This window comes from Streptomyces sp. NPDC041068, from assembly GCF_040647455.1.
Lineage (GTDB): Bacteria > Actinomycetota > Actinomycetes > Streptomycetales > Streptomycetaceae > Streptomyces.
The window spans coordinates 48,558-63,200 of the sequence record NZ_JBEZCG010000001.1 but is presented as its reverse complement, the minus strand read 5'-3'; the positions used below and the strand labels follow the sequence as shown (position 1 = coordinate 63,200).

14 protein-coding genes are annotated in these 14,643 nt (G+C 73.2%); 3 read left to right on the top strand and 11 right to left on the bottom strand.

Annotated elements, in window-relative coordinates:
- Nucleotides 1–29 precede the first annotated feature (29 nt).
- Both AB0B50_RS00225 and AB0B50_RS00220 read right to left on the bottom strand, forming a co-directional pair.
- Complete coding sequence (locus AB0B50_RS00225; RefSeq protein WP_362323171.1) at nt 30–275, bottom strand: hypothetical protein; 246 nt, start codon at nt 273–275, stop codon at nt 30–32.
- 205 nt (nt 276–480) lie between these two features.
- Nucleotides 481–1,914, bottom strand: a complete 1,434-nt coding sequence (locus AB0B50_RS00220; protein WP_362323168.1) for an NAD(P)/FAD-dependent oxidoreductase — start codon at nt 1,912–1,914, stop codon at nt 481–483.
- A gap of 166 nt (nt 1,915–2,080) precedes the next feature.
- Between AB0B50_RS00220 and trxA the strand changes: the two genes are divergently transcribed.
- The gene (gene trxA, locus AB0B50_RS00215; RefSeq protein ID WP_362323165.1) at nt 2,081–2,470 is read left to right on the top strand and encodes a thioredoxin; all 390 of its coding nucleotides are present in this window, start codon (nt 2,081–2,083) and stop codon (nt 2,468–2,470) included.
- Between the two features lie 7 nt (nt 2,471–2,477).
- Here the strand turns inward: trxA and AB0B50_RS00210 are convergent, their stop codons facing one another.
- Nucleotides 2,478–3,512, bottom strand: coding sequence for a LacI family DNA-binding transcriptional regulator (locus AB0B50_RS00210; protein ID WP_362323162.1), 1,035 nt, complete (start codon nt 3,510–3,512; stop codon nt 2,478–2,480).
- A 159-nt stretch (nt 3,513–3,671) separates the two neighbouring features.
- Between AB0B50_RS00210 and AB0B50_RS00205 the strand changes: the two genes are divergently transcribed.
- A complete protein-coding gene (locus AB0B50_RS00205) occupies nt 3,672–5,102 on the top strand; it encodes an amidase (RefSeq protein WP_362323159.1) in 1,431 nt (476 codons plus the stop codon).
- Between the two features lie 38 nt (nt 5,103–5,140).
- On the opposite strand, the gene AB0B50_RS00200 is transcribed toward AB0B50_RS00205, so the two are convergent.
- From AB0B50_RS00200 to AB0B50_RS00170, 7 genes are all read right to left on the bottom strand, one after another.
- On the bottom strand, nt 5,141–5,932 hold the full coding sequence (locus AB0B50_RS00200) for an SDR family oxidoreductase (protein WP_362323156.1): 792 nt from the start codon (nt 5,930–5,932) through the stop codon (nt 5,141–5,143).
- A complete protein-coding gene (locus tag AB0B50_RS00195; protein ID WP_362323153.1) occupies nt 5,929–6,819 on the bottom strand; it encodes an ABC transporter permease in 891 nt (296 codons plus the stop codon). The genes AB0B50_RS00200 and AB0B50_RS00195 overlap by 4 nt, the downstream gene beginning before the upstream one ends.
- Nucleotides 6,816–7,769: an ABC transporter permease gene (locus tag AB0B50_RS00190; protein WP_362323150.1), complete on the bottom strand. Its 954-nt coding sequence runs from the start codon at nt 7,767–7,769 to the stop codon at nt 6,816–6,818. Before AB0B50_RS00190 ends, AB0B50_RS00195 begins: the two co-directional genes overlap by 4 nt.
- Before the next feature lie 6 nt (nt 7,770–7,775).
- On the bottom strand, nt 7,776–9,350 hold the full coding sequence (locus AB0B50_RS00185; protein ID WP_362323148.1) for an ABC transporter substrate-binding protein: 1,575 nt from the start codon (nt 9,348–9,350) through the stop codon (nt 7,776–7,778).
- 95 nt (nt 9,351–9,445) lie between these two features.
- Nucleotides 9,446–10,531, bottom strand: a complete 1,086-nt coding sequence (locus AB0B50_RS00180; protein ID WP_362323145.1) for an enolase C-terminal domain-like protein — start codon at nt 10,529–10,531, stop codon at nt 9,446–9,448.
- A 106-nt stretch (nt 10,532–10,637) separates the two neighbouring features.
- Entirely contained in the window at nt 10,638–11,852 is a 1,215-nt protein-coding gene (locus AB0B50_RS00175) for an ROK family transcriptional regulator (RefSeq protein ID WP_362323142.1), read from the bottom strand.
- Between the two features lie 205 nt (nt 11,853–12,057).
- Nucleotides 12,058–13,149, bottom strand: coding sequence for a glycosyl hydrolase family 18 protein (locus tag AB0B50_RS00170; RefSeq protein ID WP_362323139.1), 1,092 nt, complete (start codon nt 13,147–13,149; stop codon nt 12,058–12,060).
- A gap of 98 nt (nt 13,150–13,247) precedes the next feature.
- Here AB0B50_RS00170 and AB0B50_RS00165 point away from each other — a divergent pair, with 98 nt between their 5' ends.
- Nucleotides 13,248–13,679, top strand: coding sequence for a type II toxin-antitoxin system PemK/MazF family toxin (locus tag AB0B50_RS00165; protein WP_362324984.1), 432 nt, complete (start codon nt 13,248–13,250; stop codon nt 13,677–13,679).
- Here the strand turns inward: AB0B50_RS00165 and AB0B50_RS00160 are convergent.
- Nucleotides 13,664–14,533 (bottom strand): TIGR02452 family protein, encoded by an 870-nt coding sequence (locus AB0B50_RS00160; protein WP_362323136.1) that lies wholly within the window; start codon nt 14,531–14,533, stop codon nt 13,664–13,666. The two genes, AB0B50_RS00165 and AB0B50_RS00160, sit on opposite strands and share 16 nt — an antisense overlap.
- Nucleotides 14,534–14,643: the final 110 nt, after the last annotated feature.

The window sequence follows — 14,643 nt, the reverse complement described above, 5'->3', positions numbered from 1 at the left end:
AGCGCCGCACCCGAGCGCGGCGCGCCGCGTCAAACGCCCGCGGACCGGAGCACCTTCTCCATGGTGTCACCGGCCAGGTAGTTCCCGAACTTGTGGAAGTCGACGCGTGCGATGGATGTCCAGACGCCGTCGTCGACGCCGTCGAAGGCCCGGCGGAGCCGTCGCGGCGGGGCGACGTGGTCACCGACACCGGCGATGTTGAGCCACCGGCGCACGGTCGGCGGGCGCAGTCCGCGCCCGCCGAACGGCGACGGATCGAGCCGGTCGAACACCACGCCCGGCAGCGCGAGCGGCGAGCGGCGAGCGGCGAGCCGACCGTGACGAGCGCGAGCGGCGAGCCGACCGTGACGAGGAGGTCCATGGGCACGCGCGCCGCGCGCGCTCCACAGCGCCTCCTGGGCGACGACGACGCCGAGTGAGTGCGCGATGCCTACGCGGGGACGGGCACGGGCACGGGGCGAGGAACGCGGCCCACCGGGCTCAGCCGCGATACGTCTCCAGAAGACGCAGCCACACCTCGCTGATCGTCGGATACGCGGGCACCGCGTGCCACAGCCGGTCCAGGGGAATCTCGCCCGCGACCGCCATCGTCGCCGAGTGGATGAGCTCGCCGACGCCGGGGCCGACGAACGTGACGCCGAGGAGGATCTCGCGGTCCAGGTCGACGATCATGCGGGCGCGGCCGCGGTAGCCGTCGGCGTAGAGGCCCGCGCCCGCGACGCCGCGCATGTCGTAGTCGACGGCGCGGACGCGGTGGCCCGCGGATTCCGCCTCCGCGAGGGTCAGGCCCGCGGACGCGGCCTCGGGGTCGGTGAAGACCACCTGCGGGACGGCCGCGTGGTCGGCGGTGGCGGAGTGGGCGCCCCAGCGGTCGGTCTCCAGGAGCGGGACGCCCTGGGCGCGGGCCGCGATGGCGGCGCCCGCGATGCGCGCCTGGTACTTGCCCTGGTGGGTGAGGAGCGCGCGGTGGTTCGCGTCGCCCACCGCGTACAGCCAGTCGCTGCCCTCGACGCGCAGGCTCTCGTCGACGGGCAGCCAGGAGCCGGGCTCCAGGCCGACCGTCTCCAGGCCGATGTCCTCGGTGCGCGGGGCGCGGCCCGTGGCGAAGAGGATCTCGTCGGCCCGGAGCTCGGAGCCGTCGTCCAGGGTCGCGACGACCGTGCCGTTCTCGCGCTTGACCGCGGTGACCGAGACGCCGGTGCGGACCTGCGCGCCCGCCTCCGTCAGGGCCTGTGCCACCAGCTCGCCCGCGAAGGGCTCCATGCGCGGCAGCAGGCCCTCGCCACGGACCAGTACCGTCACGCTCGATCCCAGCGCCTGCCAGGCCGTGGCCATCTCCACGGCCACGACGCCGCCGCCCACCACCAGGAGGCTGCCGGGCACGTGGTCGGCGCTGGTGGCCTCACGGCTGGTCCACGGCTTCACGTCGGCGAGGCCCGGCAGATCGGGCAGGGCGGCGCGGGTGCCGGTGCAGACGGCGACCGCGTGGCGGGCTTCGAGCGTGCGCTCCGGGCCGTCCGCGGCGGTCACCGTCACCTTGCGCGGGCCCGCGATCCGGCCGTGGCCCCGGTACAGGTCGACGCCGACGCCGTCCAGCCAGCCGACCTGGCCGTCGTCCTTCCAGTGCGAGGTGTAGTCGTCGCGGTGGGCGAGGACCGCGGCGGCGTCCAGTGGCCCCTGGACGGACTGGCGCAGGCCGGGGACGCGGCGGGCGTCGGCGCGGGCGATGACGGGGCGCAGCAGGGCCTTGCTCGGCATGCAGGCCCAGTACGAGCACTCGCCCCCGACGAGTTCGCTCTCGACGATCGCGGCGCTCAGCCCCGCGGCGCGGGCCCGGTCCGCGACGTTCTCCCCCACGGGACCTGCTCCGATGACAACTACGTCGTACGTGATGGCTTCCGTCACTTCCGTCATGAGGACAGTCTGTCGGCAGGTGTGCGCCGTGGCCACACGGGTACGCGCGCGGAACACGCCGGTACACGCGCGGCACCGCCCGCGCGTGGAGGCGGCGGAATACGTCCGCCACATCGGCCGTTGTGCACAGCGGCTTCGCCCGACAGCAGGAAGTAGGGAACACACCATGAGCAGCGCGACCGTGGAGCTCACCAAGGAGAACTTCGACCAGACGGTCACGGACAACGAATTCGTCCTGATCGACTTCTGGGCGTCGTGGTGCGGGCCGTGCCGGCAGTTCGCCCCCGTGTACGAGAAGGCCGCCGAGGCCAACCCCGACCTGGTCTTCGCCAAGGTCGACACGGAGGCCCAGCCGGAGCTTGCCGCCGCCTTCGACATCCAGTCCATCCCGACCCTGATGATCGTCCGCGACCAGGTGGCGGTGTTCGCCCAGCCCGGCGCGCTGCCCGAGGCCGCCCTGACGGACGTCATCGGCCAGGCCAGGAAGCTGGACATGGACGAGGTCCGCCGCCAGGTCGCCGCCGAGCAGGCCAAGCAGCAGGAACAGGGCCGGTAAGGGCCGCTCAGCTGGACTCGCGGTGCACGACGTCCGCCCCAAGCACGTCGTGCACCTCGGGCTCCTCGCCCGGGTCGCGCACCATGCGGTCGACGAGCTCGGCGAGGCCGCGGCCCGACGGCAGTTCGATGCGGACGGTGCTGAGCCGGGGTCGCAGGAGCCTGGCCAGCATCAGGTCGTCCGAGCCGAGCACCGCGGTCTCGTCGGGGATCGTGATGCCCTCGTCCTGGAGGGCCCGCATCAGAAGCATCGCGTATTCGTCGTTGTACGCGAAGACGGCCTCGAGCCCCAGTGAGCGCCAGCGCGCCGCGAGCCGTGCCGCGGCCCCCTCGTCGTACGCGAGGGGCAGTGCGGTGACCGATGCCCCGGCGGTGCCTGTGGCCTCGACCGTCTGACGGATGCCTTCGAGGCGGGGCCGCGAGAAGTTCTCCAGGCCCGGCTCCTCGGGGACGACGACGCCTATGCGGCGCCGCCCGCGGGCCAGGAAGTGCAGGGCCGCCGTCTCGCCCACTTTGCGGCCGTCCATGAGCAGGGCGTGCGCGCCCTCGACGCGGTGGGGTCCCAGGGTGAAGACGGCCTTGGCACCGGACCGCTTCAGGACCGTCACGCCGCGCGCGTTGAGCGCGGAGGCGTCGGGGGCGAGGACGGCGACGGGGCGCAGTTCGGCCCAGGCGCGCGCGGCGTCCTCGCCGGTCAGGCCGAGGCTCGCGTACTGCACGACGGTGTAGTCGAACCGGCTGAGCGCCCACTGCAGTTCGTTGAAGAACTGGCTGAACAGCGGCCCCATCGGGACCTCGGCGGTGGGCATGAGCACCATGCGGCTGTGCCCGGCGCGCAGGCTGCGGGCGGCCGCGTGCGGGACGTAGCCGAGTTCTCTGGCCGCCTCGTGGACGCGGCGGCGCGTGGGCTCGCTGATGCGGACGGCGCTGGTGTTGTTGAGGACGTAGGAGACGGTCGCGCGCGAGACGCCCGCCAGGCGGGCGACGTCGGCACTGGTCGGCACGGAGCGCCGCGTGGGCTGCTGCTTCGGTATCTGCACCATGACACCGGCAATCCTTGCAGATGGTGTCGTGACGGCATCCGGCGGGCAGGTGGAGCGCCTCGCTTCGCCCCGTTCCACAACTTCCCTGGCACCGTTCCGCGTTGCCCTACTCGCCGGTTAACGTTCGGACACCCGTCGTCGAGCGAAGGTGTCCCCCACATGACTGCCGACCGTGCCGAAGGCCTGGCGCGCACCGCCCGCGCGCTGGCCGAGGGAGAGGTGTCCTCACGCGTCCTGACCGAGCGGACGCTGGCCAGGATCGAGGCGTCGCAGCCGGTCCTCAACGCCTTCAAGCTGGTGCGGGCCGAGGCCGCGCTCGCCGAGGCGGACGCCGCCGACCGCGAGTTGGCCACGGGCGGCGCGTCCCCGGACCGACCGCTGCTCGGGGTGCCGCTTGCGGTGAAGGACGACATGGACGTGGCGGGCGAGCCGACCGCGTTCGGATGCAGGGGAGACTTCCCGCCGCAGACCGAGGACTGCGAGGCCGTGCGCCGCCTGAGGGCGGCCGGTGCGGTGATCGTCGGCAAGACCAACACGTGCGAGCTGGGCCAGTGGCCGTTCACGGAGGGGCCCGGCTTCGGCGACACCCGCAATCCGTGGAACACCGGTCACACGCCCGGCGGTTCCTCGGGCGGCTCGGCGGCGGCGGTCGCGGCGGGGCTCGTCCCCGCCGCGCTCGGCTCCGACGGCGCGGGCTCGGTCCGCATCCCCGCCGCCTGGACCCATCTGGTCGGCATCAAGCCGCAGCGGGGGCGGATATCGACCTGGCCGTGGCCCGAGGCGTTCCAGGGCATCACCGTCAACGGCCCGCTGGCCAGGACGGTCGCGGACGCCGCGCTGCTCCTGGACGCGGCGAGCGGCAGCCACGCGGGCGATCTGCACCGCCCGCCGACCGTGCGCGCCGCCGAGGCCGCGACGCGCGATCCGGGGCGGCTGCGGATCGCGCTGTCGCTGCGGATGCCGTTCACGGCGACGCCCAAGCAGCTGCACCCCGTGGTGAAGGACCGGGTCGTGGCGCTCGCGGAGCGCCTCGCCTCGCTGGGACACGACGTGACGGCGGCCGATCCGCGCTACGGCCAGATCGGGTTGACGTTCGTGCCGCGCGCCACGGCGGGCATCGCGGAGTGGACCCGCAAGGTGCCCGACGTCTCGCTCCTGGACCGGCGCACGCGCGAAGCGGCCCGCATGGGACGGCTGTTGGGCGGTGCCCCGCTGCGCCTCGCGCGCCGCTCCGAGGCCGCCCTGCACCGTCAGGTGGGCGCGGTCTTCTCGACGTACGACGTGGTGATCGCGCCGACGACAGCCGCTCCCCCGCCCCGGATCGGGGCACTGGCCACCATGAGCGCCTTGCGCACCGACCAGGCGATGATCGCCGCCTGCCCCTACGCGTGGCCGTGGAACGTGCTCGGCTGGCCGGGCGTCAACGTCCCCGCGGGGCACACGCCGGGCGGGCTTCCCGTCGGCGCACAGCTGCTCGGCCCCGCGGGCAGCGAGCCGCTCCTGATCTCCCTGGCCGCCCAGTTGGAGGCGGACCAGCGGTGGTACGAGCGGTGGCCGGCGCCGGTCCCGCACGCGGAACCGGCGCCGTAGAGCCCTGGGGCTCCGGCGTCACTGGGAGCGGACTCCCTTCACAGATCGGTCTCCGGGATACGTGCGGCGAGCCCGCCGTCGACGGGCAGGACGGCGCCGGTGACGTACGAGGCGTCGTCGCCGGCGAGGAACGCGACGGCGCGGGCCACCTCTTCGGGCCGCCCCGGGCGGCGCAGCGGATAGGGCCGTACGCGCGCGGCCAGTTCGGCCGGGTCGTCGAGCAGGTGCGCGTTGCGCTCGACGGCGATGAGGCCGGGCGCGACGGCGTTGACGCGGATGCCGTGCGGTCCCCATTCGAGCGCGGCGGTGCGGGTGAAGGCGACGAGCCCTGCCTTCGCGGCGGAGTACGGGCCGAACGCCTGGGCCGCGAACTGGGCGTGCACGGAAGCGATGTTGACGATCGCCCCGGTGCGGCCGCCGTCGATCAGCCGCCGCGCGAAGGCCTTGGCCAGGCGCACCGCGGCGGTGAGGCTGACGTCGAAGGTGCGGTCCCAGCCGTCATCGGTGCCGTCGAGAAGTGGGGCGCGCTCCTCCGCGTACGCGCAGTTGACCAGGGTGCGCGGCGGCTCGGCCACGGCGTCTGCGGCGTCTGCGGTGTCTGCGGCGTCGAGGATCCGCTCGGGCGCGTCGGCGTCGGTGAGATCGGCGACGACGGGCCGCAGCCCCGCGTCGGCCAGCTCCTCGACCGCCTTCAGGACGTCCACGGCGACGACCCGGTGCCCGCGCGTCGCGAGGTCGAGCGCGATGACGCGTCCGATGCCCCGGGCGGCTCCCGTGACGACCGCGGTGGTGCCGGTGGTACCGGCCGTTCGCTGCTGCGTGCTGTTCATCGTTTCGACAACCCCTTGTTCAATCCGTCGGCGAGCAGATTGAAACCGATCACCAGGCCGGTGACGACGACCATCGGGCCGATCGCGTACGCCGCGTTGTCCCCCAGGAAATTCACACTCGTTCGCAGCAGCGCGCCCAGCGAGGGATCGGGGGGGGTCACGCCGATACCGACGAAGCTCATCGCGCCCTCGATGAAGACGGCGGTGGACAGGGAGAGCGCGCTCTGCACGATGAGCGGGTCGAGGGTGTTGGGGAGGATGTGACGCAGGAGAATCCTGCGGCGGCTCGCGCCGAGGGCGATCGCCGCGACGACGTACTCACGCCCCTTCTGCGAGAGCACGGCGTCGCGCGCGATCCGCCCGAACAGCGGTACGTTCACTCCCGCGACGGTCCAGAAGACGGCGCCGGTGCCAGGACCGAGGATCGCGGCGAGCGTGACGCCGAGGATCAGCGCGGTGAAGGCCAGCATCACGTCGAAGGCCCGCTGCAGCACCAGGTCGACCGCGGGGTGCGCCCCGCAGGCGAACCCGAGCGCGATGCCCGTGACGGCGCCGAGCGGTACCGCGCTGAAGGCGAGGAGCACGTCCAGGCGGATGCCGTACAGGACGCGGCTGAAGAGGTCGCGGCCGAACTCGTCGGTGCCGAGCAGGTGGTGGCCGCCGGGTCCGGCGAGCGCGTCGGAGCTCTGGTCGAGGGGCGACTGTCCGGCGAGCAGCGGCGCGCCGAGGCCGAGCAGCACCAGGAGGGCGACGAGACCGAGTCCGGCGCGGGCGGCGGGGCTGTGCAGGGCGCGGGAGCGGGCGACGCGGCGGAGGCGGCCGGGGTGGGGTTCGGGGGCGGGGCGGACGGCGGCCTCCTGTACGGGCGCTTCGTGCGTGGCCGTCACACCGCACCGCCCGTCCGGACACGCGGGTCGAGCGCCGCCTGCGCCAGATCGGTGAGGGTCTGCACGGCGACGAAGACCGCGACGGCGAACAGCAGCAGGTCCTGCACCAGCAGGTAGTCGCGCCCGATCACCGCCTGGAGCAGCAGCTGTCCGAGGCCCGGCCAGGCATAGACCGCCTCGACGACGATGGCGCCGCCGAGCAACTGGCCGATCTGGATGCCGAGGACGGAGACGACGGGCGGCAGGGCGCCCGGCAGTACGTGCCGGCCGAGCAGCCGCCGCCGAGACAGGCCCTTGGCGGTGGCCGTCTTCACGTACTCGTCCTCGCGCGCCCGGCGCAGCGACGCGGCGAGGAAGCGGGCCAGGACCGCGCCGGTGGGCAGGGCGAGGCAGACGGCGGGCAGCAGCAGGTACTGGACACCTATCTCCGGATCGGCGAGCAGCGATTCGTGCCCGGAGGCGGGCAGCACCCGCCAGGTCACGGCGAAGACGAGGACTAGCAGGACTCCGGTGACGTACGGCGGCACGGCGAGCGCGAGGCTCACGGCCCCGCCAAGGAGCGTCCGCACCGTGCGCCGCCTGCTGGTGCCGAGCGCGATCCCGGCCGCGCCGCCGCCCACAAGCGCCAACGCCACGGCGGCGAGCGCGAGTTCGAGGGTGTTGCCGAGCCCGCGGCCGATGAGGGTGGCGTTCGGCGCGCCGAGGATGAACGACGTGCCCAGGTCGCCGGTGAGGAGACCGGTCAGCCACGTCCAGTACTGGGCGGGCAGTGAACTGTCGAGCCCCAGCGAGGCACGGACCTCGGCGACGGTGTCCGCCGAGGCGTCGGGTCCGGCGAGGACGACGGCGGGGTCCCCCGGCGCGAGCCGCAGGACGCAGAAGACGAGGACGGACGCGACGGCGAGGACGACGAGGGCGGAGGGGACGCGCCGCAGGGAGTATCGGAGCATGGCGCGTCAGCCGATCGTCGTGCGGTCGAGGTCGAGGTAGTCGAACATCGTCCAGTTCAGGCCGCGAACCTGCTCGGAGACGGTGAAGGTGTGGGAGCTCGCGACGAGGTCGGAGACGAACTGCTCATCCAGGAGCTGGTCGTTGAGCTCGTCGGCGGCCTTCCGTGCGGCCGCCTCGTCGCCTGCCTTCCAGAGCCGGTCGGCGAGGGCGCGGTAGGTGTCGCTGTCGAAGTTGGAGGCGTTCTTGTCGGCGTTGAAGGGGAAGGCGCCCTTCACGAGCGTGGCGGGGTGGAGCTGCCCGAAGCCGTGGCCGTTGATGAACAGGCCAGGCAGCTCACCGGATTGCAGCTTGGCGAGGAAGTCCGGGGCCTGGAGGGGTTCGGCCCGCGCCTCCAGGCCGATCTTCCCGAGGTCGTACTGAACGATCTCGGCGATCTTGGCGTTGGTGGGCAGGCCCGCGTTGTAGACGACCTTGACGTGTTTGCCGCGCGCGCCCGCCGCCTCGATCAGCGCCTTCGCCTTCTTCAGGTCGCGGCTGTAGTGGGCGGCCTTCTTCTTGTCGTACGCGGGTGAACTCGTCGACCAGGGAAGGGAGCTGACGGTGCCGATGCCGCCGAGGACCTGTTTGAGGACGCGTTCGCGGTCGACGGCCCAGGCGACAGCCTGCCGGACGCGCTTGTCGTCCAGTGGCTTCACCTTCACGTTGGACGCGACGTAGAAGGCGGAGTCGTGCGCGTCGGAGACGGTCACTTCGAAGCGGCGGTCGCCCTTGATGGCGGCGGCGTCCAGGGGTGCGACGTCGACGAGGAGGTGTGTGCCGCCGGAGCGCAGGCTCGACACCATCGAGGTGGACTGGGCGACGACGGACACCTCGATGCCGTCGAGCAGGGGCGAGCCCTTCTTCCAGTACGTCTCGTTGCGCTTCAGCTCGATGCCGGTTCCGGCCTGGCGGGAGACGACGCGGAAGGGGCCCGTGCCCACGAACTTGGTGCCCTTGACCAGGTCGTCCACGCTCTCCTTGTCGACGATGAGGAGGAGCTCGAAGAGGTCGAAGAGGTTGCTGACGGGGTGGGCGAGTTCGAGGGTGACGGTGTGCTCGTCGTCCTCGACGACCTTCGTGATCGCCTGGGCGACGTGCTTGAGCTGGGAGGCGGTCGTGTCCTTCGTCAGGTTCTCGAGGGCGAAGGCGACGTCGGCCGAGGTGAAGGGGCGGCCGTTGTGGAAGGTCACACCCTTACGGAGTGCGAAGGTGATCGACCTGCCGTCCTCGGCCTCCTGCCACGACCGGGCGAGCGAGGGCTTGGGCTCCAGGGTCTTGTGGTCGTACTCGGTGAGGGTGTTGAAGACGGTGCGGGCCAGGGTGAAGTTCGGATTGTTGTGGCCGAACAGGGTGGCGGGCGCGATGTCGGCGGTCTGCGCGATCTTGAGGGTCCCGCCCTGCGTGGCGCCACCGGCCTTCCCCTCCTCCTCGACGGCGGAGCGGCAGGCGGGAAGCGCGAGCAGGGCGCCTCCGGCGCCGATGGCGGCGAGGAGGGAGCGGCGGGACATCGCGTAGGAGTTGTTCGTGGATGTCGGGAGCATGACGGGGCCTCCAGAAGGGGGCGGGCGTGTGCGAATGCGGGGTGTGGGCGCGGGTGTGGGTGTGGGTGTGCCGATAGGGCTCGCGGAGGGGCTCGTCAGCCGCGACAGGAGGGGTGCGGTTCGAGACGGCCGCTCCACACGCGGGTCACCGCCGGGTGGTCGGTGTCGAGGTCGAGACCGATGCCGGGGGTGTCGTCCGGCAGGGTGAGACGCCCTTCGCCGATCCGCTCGGCGCCGCGCACGACGGCCGAGCGCCAACTCGCCTCTCCGTAGGCGTATTCGAGCGGCTCGACCGAGCCGCCGCACACGCCGGTGAGGTGGGCGGCGTGCAGGGTGGCGACGGGACCGGAGGGATTGTGGAAGGAGATCCTGGTGCCGGGTGCGGAGCGGGCGAGGTCGCGGGCGCGCAGGGTGCCACCGGCGTGCTTGACGTCAGGCATCAGCACATCGACCAGCCCGTCGACTTTCTCGACCTCGCCGACGTCGCTCGCGAACTCGCCACCGGCGAGGGTGAGTTCGGTCAGGGAGCGGAGCTCGGCGAGTTCGTCGGGGCGGGCGATGCCGACGCCGTCCTCCAGCCAGTAGAGCCCCAGGTCGGCCAACGGCCCGAGCAGCGGGGCGAGTTCGTCGAGGGTGAGCCGTTCATGGGCATCGGCCATCAGCGCGACCGAAGCCCCCACGGCGGCGCGGGCGGCGCCGAGCCGGGCGAGCCCCAGCGCGGGCAGCGGGATCTCCGCGCGGGGATCGGCCACGTCGAACGGAGCGAGCTTGACCGCACGGAACCCGTCCCGCACGGCGGCCCACGCGCAGGCCGCGACGTCGTCCGGTGAGCGACCGCCGGGAACGCGGTTGATGTTGGCGTACAGCTCGATCTCACCGGGGTGCTCCCCGCCGAGCCAGTCCCACAGGGGCAGCCCGTCGCGCCGCGCGGCGGCATCGACACGGGCCTGCTCCACACCTCCGGCGACGGTGCGCGAGAGGAAGCCGCCCTCACCGTCCACCGGCAGCCCCGAGGCCAGCCGCTCGACGACTCGCGGCAGGCTCCCGGCATCCGAGCACTCGCCATGGCCCCGCGTGCCGTCTTCACCGGTGACCCGCAGAACCAGCCACTCGGTACGGGCGCCGACCGCAACCCGGAAGAGCTCCCAACGCTCGGGGCCTGCCGAAGCGTTGACGCTCATGAGGCGCACACCGCCCGCGCCTCGAAGCCGAGCACACCCGAGCCGGAGCCCGCGGACACGCCTCGGGAGAGTTCCCTGCTCGCCCGCTCCGACGGCGTGTTCACGTTCACGATGCCGCCACCGCCCGGCCGCCCGGGCCCACCGTGCCTATCGGGTCCTCGTAGACCGCCTCCAGCAGGGGCATCGCCGAGGCCACGAGCAGGGCGCCCGTGCCGAAAGTCGCGGGGACGACGCGGGTTGCGGCGTCCCAGCCGCGGTGGGCTCGCAACGTCACCTCCGCCCGGAGGTCGTCCAGGTATTCGTCCGCGGCGAGTATGCCACCCGCCAACACGACCCTGCTGGGGTTGAGCAGGTCGACCACCGTGGCGACCGCGCGGCCCGCGTGGCGGGCTCTGCGGCGCAGGACGTCCTGGGCGCGGGGGTCGCCGATGCCGCTCCCCTCGGGGCGTGCCGCGGCGACCAGATGCTCCACCGGGAGCCGCCCGGCATCCGGCAACCGCAGCCCCCGCGCCCGCGCCGCCGCGACGACCGCCGTGTCGCTGGCCAGCAGCGAGAGGCAGCCCGTGCCGCACCGGGGGCAGCGGGCGCCCGGCTCGTCGGTGGCGGGCAGGTGCTCGATGCCGCCCGCCGCCGCACCGGGGCCGCGGTGCACCGCGCGGTCGACCACGAGCGCGGCGCCCAGCACGTTACCGAAGAAGATGTGCACGAAGTCGTCGACCTCACGGCCCGCGCCGAACCACAGCTCCGCGCTCGCCGCGGCCCGCACACTCTGTTCCAGACGCACGGGACCGGGCAGACGCCCGTCCAGCAGGTCGACCAGGCGTACGTCGCGCCAGCCGAGCGCACCGTGCTCGACGACGACGCCGCGCTCGCCGTCGACCCAGCCGCCGAGGCTGATGCCGGTGCCGAGCAGTCGCCGCCCGCCGAGCCGGTCGGCGAGGAACTCCCGTGCCCCGTCGGCCGCTTGGTCGGCTATGCGGCGCGGTGCGAGGCCTCCGTCGCCGGGAGCCTCGTGGTCCAGGACGCGCTGCGCGAGCACCGTGCCGTCCAGGCAGACGAGGCCGAGCGTGGTGCGCAGCAGCCCGATGTGGACGCCGAGCGCCACGGCCCCCGAGGGGTCGACGCCGACGGGCACGCGGGGGCGCCCCTGCGTCGCCTCGGCAGGGGCGTGCTCGCGCAGGAGCCCCGCCTGGACGAGGAGGGCCGTCAACTTCGTGACGCTGGGCGCGGAGAGGCCCGTCGAGCGGGCGATGTCCGCGCGCGGCAGCGGCCCTTCGGTGACCACCGCGCGCAGCACCGCCGACGCGTTCCCGCGCCTCATACCTTCGGGCCTCACGCCGTTCCCCCTCATTCCTCGGCCTCGCCCCGGAGCCTCGCCCGGGTGACTTAGTTTCTGAAATTAAGTCACCCGGAGGAGCCCGCACAAGGCTTCGGACGGCCATCCGACGACAGTCCACGAAGCCGCAATACAGCCGTCACACGCCCTGGCCCGCCCTCATCCGGCGCCACATGGCGTCACACCCGCTTCATCCGCGCGCAAGGACCCTCCACAGCTTTGGATCCTCGAAGCCCAGCGCCCACAGCACGGTGTTGCGCACCCCGTGCCGCCGCAGCACGGGCAGATGTGCGGCGGTCCCGCGCGCGTCCTGGTACCAGACCGTCCGCCGCGTTCTACCTTCCTTGTACGTGAAGTGCGGCGTACTGGAGGCGGGATCGATGCGGTACGGCGCCCCGACCTTGCGGCGCAGCGCCTCGGCCTCCCTCGACGTCAAGTGCCGGGCGTGCTCGCGCTTTCCCACGGTCCAGTCCCAGCCATAGGCCGGCAGCCCCACCTCCAGCTTGTGGCGCGGCACTTCGGCCGTGGCCCGGCGCAGGATCTCGTCGTACCAGGCGGGGGTGGACAGGGGCCCCGGCGCGCCTTCGGCCCAGTGCAGGTTGTACGCCATGATCCGCAGCCGGTCGGCGGCGGCGCCGAGCCGCTTGTAGTCCCAGACGCGGCCGGTGCCCGCGGTCTTCGGGGAGACCGTGATGACGCACTGCTTGCGCAGGGCGTGCAGCTCGCGGCAGAGGTCGGTGACCATCGTGGCGTACCCGGCCCGCACCTTCTCGTACGCGGCGTCACCGGTGGGCGCGATGGTCTCGTAGTCGAGGTCGAGGCCGTCGTAGGCGCGGCTCCTGACCACCCGCAGCAGCGTCTCGACGTGCGTGGCGCGGCGGCGCGCGTCGGTCACGACGGCGGCCAGCGCGCCGCGCGGCATCTTCTCCATGACGGTCGGCACGACCTTGATGCCCGCCTTGTGCAGCCCGTCGACGATGCGCCGCTCCCCCGCGCCGGGGTGCGGGTCGACACGCCCGGCCGCCTTCGCCTCATACCAGAAGGGGCTGACGGTGTGCAGCTGGTCCGCGTGGCGCAGGGCGTTCTTGTACGCGGCGTCCTGGTCCCAGTACGGGAGCCAGGCGGAGGTGGTGCGGGGCGGCGCGGCGGCGTGCGCGGCGGTTGCGGGGCCCGGCTCGGAGGCGGAGGCAGAGGCGGAGGCGGCCGGTATCGGCGCGAGCACCGAGCCCGCGACGGCGAGGACGACGAGGGACCGGATGTTGCGCGTGTGTCGTAGCACCATGGACCGAGCCTGCGGGTCATCCGGCGGTCCCGCTCTGCGGATTGGGCCGGACAGGTTCTACGGTGACCCGTGTGACTGCCTACATCGATGACCCGCACATGTCCGCGTCGCCCGGCCGCTCGGGCGCCACCGCGACCACCGAGGCCGAGCCCCGCGAGGTGGGCCGGGTCCGCACGGAGTACGCGCCGGAGCACGACGGCGATCCCGACCCCGGGGAGATCGTCTGGACGTTCGTGCCGTACGAGGAGAACGACGGGCGCGGCAAGGACCGCCCGGTTCTCGTGGTCGCCCGTGAGGCGTCCGGCACGCTGCTCGCCGTACAACTGTCCAGCAAGCGCCACGACAACGACCGTGAGTGGGTGGCCATCGGCAGCGGGCCCTGGGACCGCGAGGGGCGTGACTCCTGGGTGGACATCGACCGGGTGCTGCGGGTGCACGAGCGCGGGATGCGGCGCGAGGCGTGCGCGCTGGACCGCATGCGGTTCAACCTCGTCGTCCACCGTCTCCGGGAACGCTACGGCTGGCGCTGAGCTCGTGCGCGAACGGCGCTGAGTTCGTGCGCGAACGTCTCCTCGAAGGCGCCACGCGTCACCGCGCCCCTGGTGCGGTCCAGAACCCCGAACACGACGTGCGCGAACTGCCCGGCGAACCGACCGCCTTCGCCGAGCAGCGCCCGGAAGGCGCCCGCGACCTGCGCGGGGTCGTTCATGAAGACGCCGCAGCCCCACGCGCCGAGCACCAGTCGGCGGTACCCGCACGCGACGGCCGTCTCCAGGACCCGCTCGGCGCGCGCGGCCAGGGCGCGCGGTATCTCTGCCGTGCGCTCGGGCGTCCTGCGGCGGATCACCCCGGCGTTCGGCGCCGCCGAGGTCAGGAAGCCGACGGTGTACGCCGTGTCGAGGAGCCGCCCGCGGTCGTCGCGGAAGACGGGGACGCCCGGCGAGCAGATCACGCGATCGCTGTAGAAGGGGTCGCGGTCGGCGCGGTGGTGGTCGTAGAACGCGCGGGCCCGAAGGAGGCAGGCGTAGAGCGCGGAGGCCCGGCACAGCGCCTCCTCCTGCGCCTGGGCGCCGTTGAGATAGCCCCCGCCGGGATTGCGCGCGGAGGAGAAGTTCAGCGCGGCCACCGGCGCATCCCCCTCGGCACGGGAGGCCGTGAGCCTGCGGGCCGCTTCCAGCGTGCTCTCGCCCGTGACCTCCAAGAGCGTGGTCACCGGTGCACGGGACGTCACGTCCACCGGATCCGGCCCGAACATGCGCGTACCGGCGCGGGCCGCGGCCACCGCGTCCGCAATCGCCACGTCGCGGCCGCCCGGCGCGGCATACACTCCCGCGGCGACGATCTGCTCGGTCTCCTGCGCCTGTCCGCGCAGGCGGGCGCTCATGCCCGCGCCTCCATGCCGTCCCCCACGCCGTCCCTCGTGTCGTCCCCCGTGTCGTTCATGAACGCATGGTGAGCCGCGTGCGTCGGGCGGCGCAACAGAAATTCCCGGTG

Excerpts from the sequence above, each read along its gene's own strand:
- AB0B50_RS00220 (WP_362323168.1), bottom strand. The coding sequence starts at position 1,914 with ATGACGGAAGTGACGGAAGCCATCACGTACGACGTAGTTGTCATCGGA.
- trxA (WP_362323165.1), top strand. The coding sequence starts at position 2,081 with ATGAGCAGCGCGACCGTGGAGCTCACCAAGGAGAACTTCGACCAGACG.
- AB0B50_RS00210 (WP_362323162.1), bottom strand. The coding sequence starts at position 3,512 with ATGGTGCAGATACCGAAGCAGCAGCCCACGCGGCGCTCCGTGCCGACC.
- AB0B50_RS00205 (WP_362323159.1), top strand. The coding sequence starts at position 3,672 with ATGACTGCCGACCGTGCCGAAGGCCTGGCGCGCACCGCCCGCGCGCTG.
- AB0B50_RS00200 (WP_362323156.1), bottom strand. The coding sequence starts at position 5,932 with ATGAACAGCACGCAGCAGCGAACGGCCGGTACCACCGGCACCACCGCG.
- AB0B50_RS00190 (WP_362323150.1), bottom strand. The coding sequence starts at position 7,769 with ATGCTCCGATACTCCCTGCGGCGCGTCCCCTCCGCCCTCGTCGTCCTC.
- AB0B50_RS00185 (WP_362323148.1), bottom strand. The coding sequence starts at position 9,350 with ATGCTCCCGACATCCACGAACAACTCCTACGCGATGTCCCGCCGCTCC.
- AB0B50_RS00180 (WP_362323145.1), bottom strand. The coding sequence starts at position 10,531 with ATGAGCGTCAACGCTTCGGCAGGCCCCGAGCGTTGGGAGCTCTTCCGG.
- AB0B50_RS00175 (WP_362323142.1), bottom strand. The coding sequence starts at position 11,852 with ATGAGGCGCGGGAACGCGTCGGCGGTGCTGCGCGCGGTGGTCACCGAA.
- AB0B50_RS00170 (WP_362323139.1), bottom strand. The coding sequence starts at position 13,149 with ATGGTGCTACGACACACGCGCAACATCCGGTCCCTCGTCGTCCTCGCC.
- AB0B50_RS00165 (WP_362324984.1), top strand. The coding sequence starts at position 13,248 with ATGTCCGCGTCGCCCGGCCGCTCGGGCGCCACCGCGACCACCGAGGCC.
- AB0B50_RS00160 (WP_362323136.1), bottom strand. The coding sequence starts at position 14,533 with ATGAGCGCCCGCCTGCGCGGACAGGCGCAGGAGACCGAGCAGATCGTC.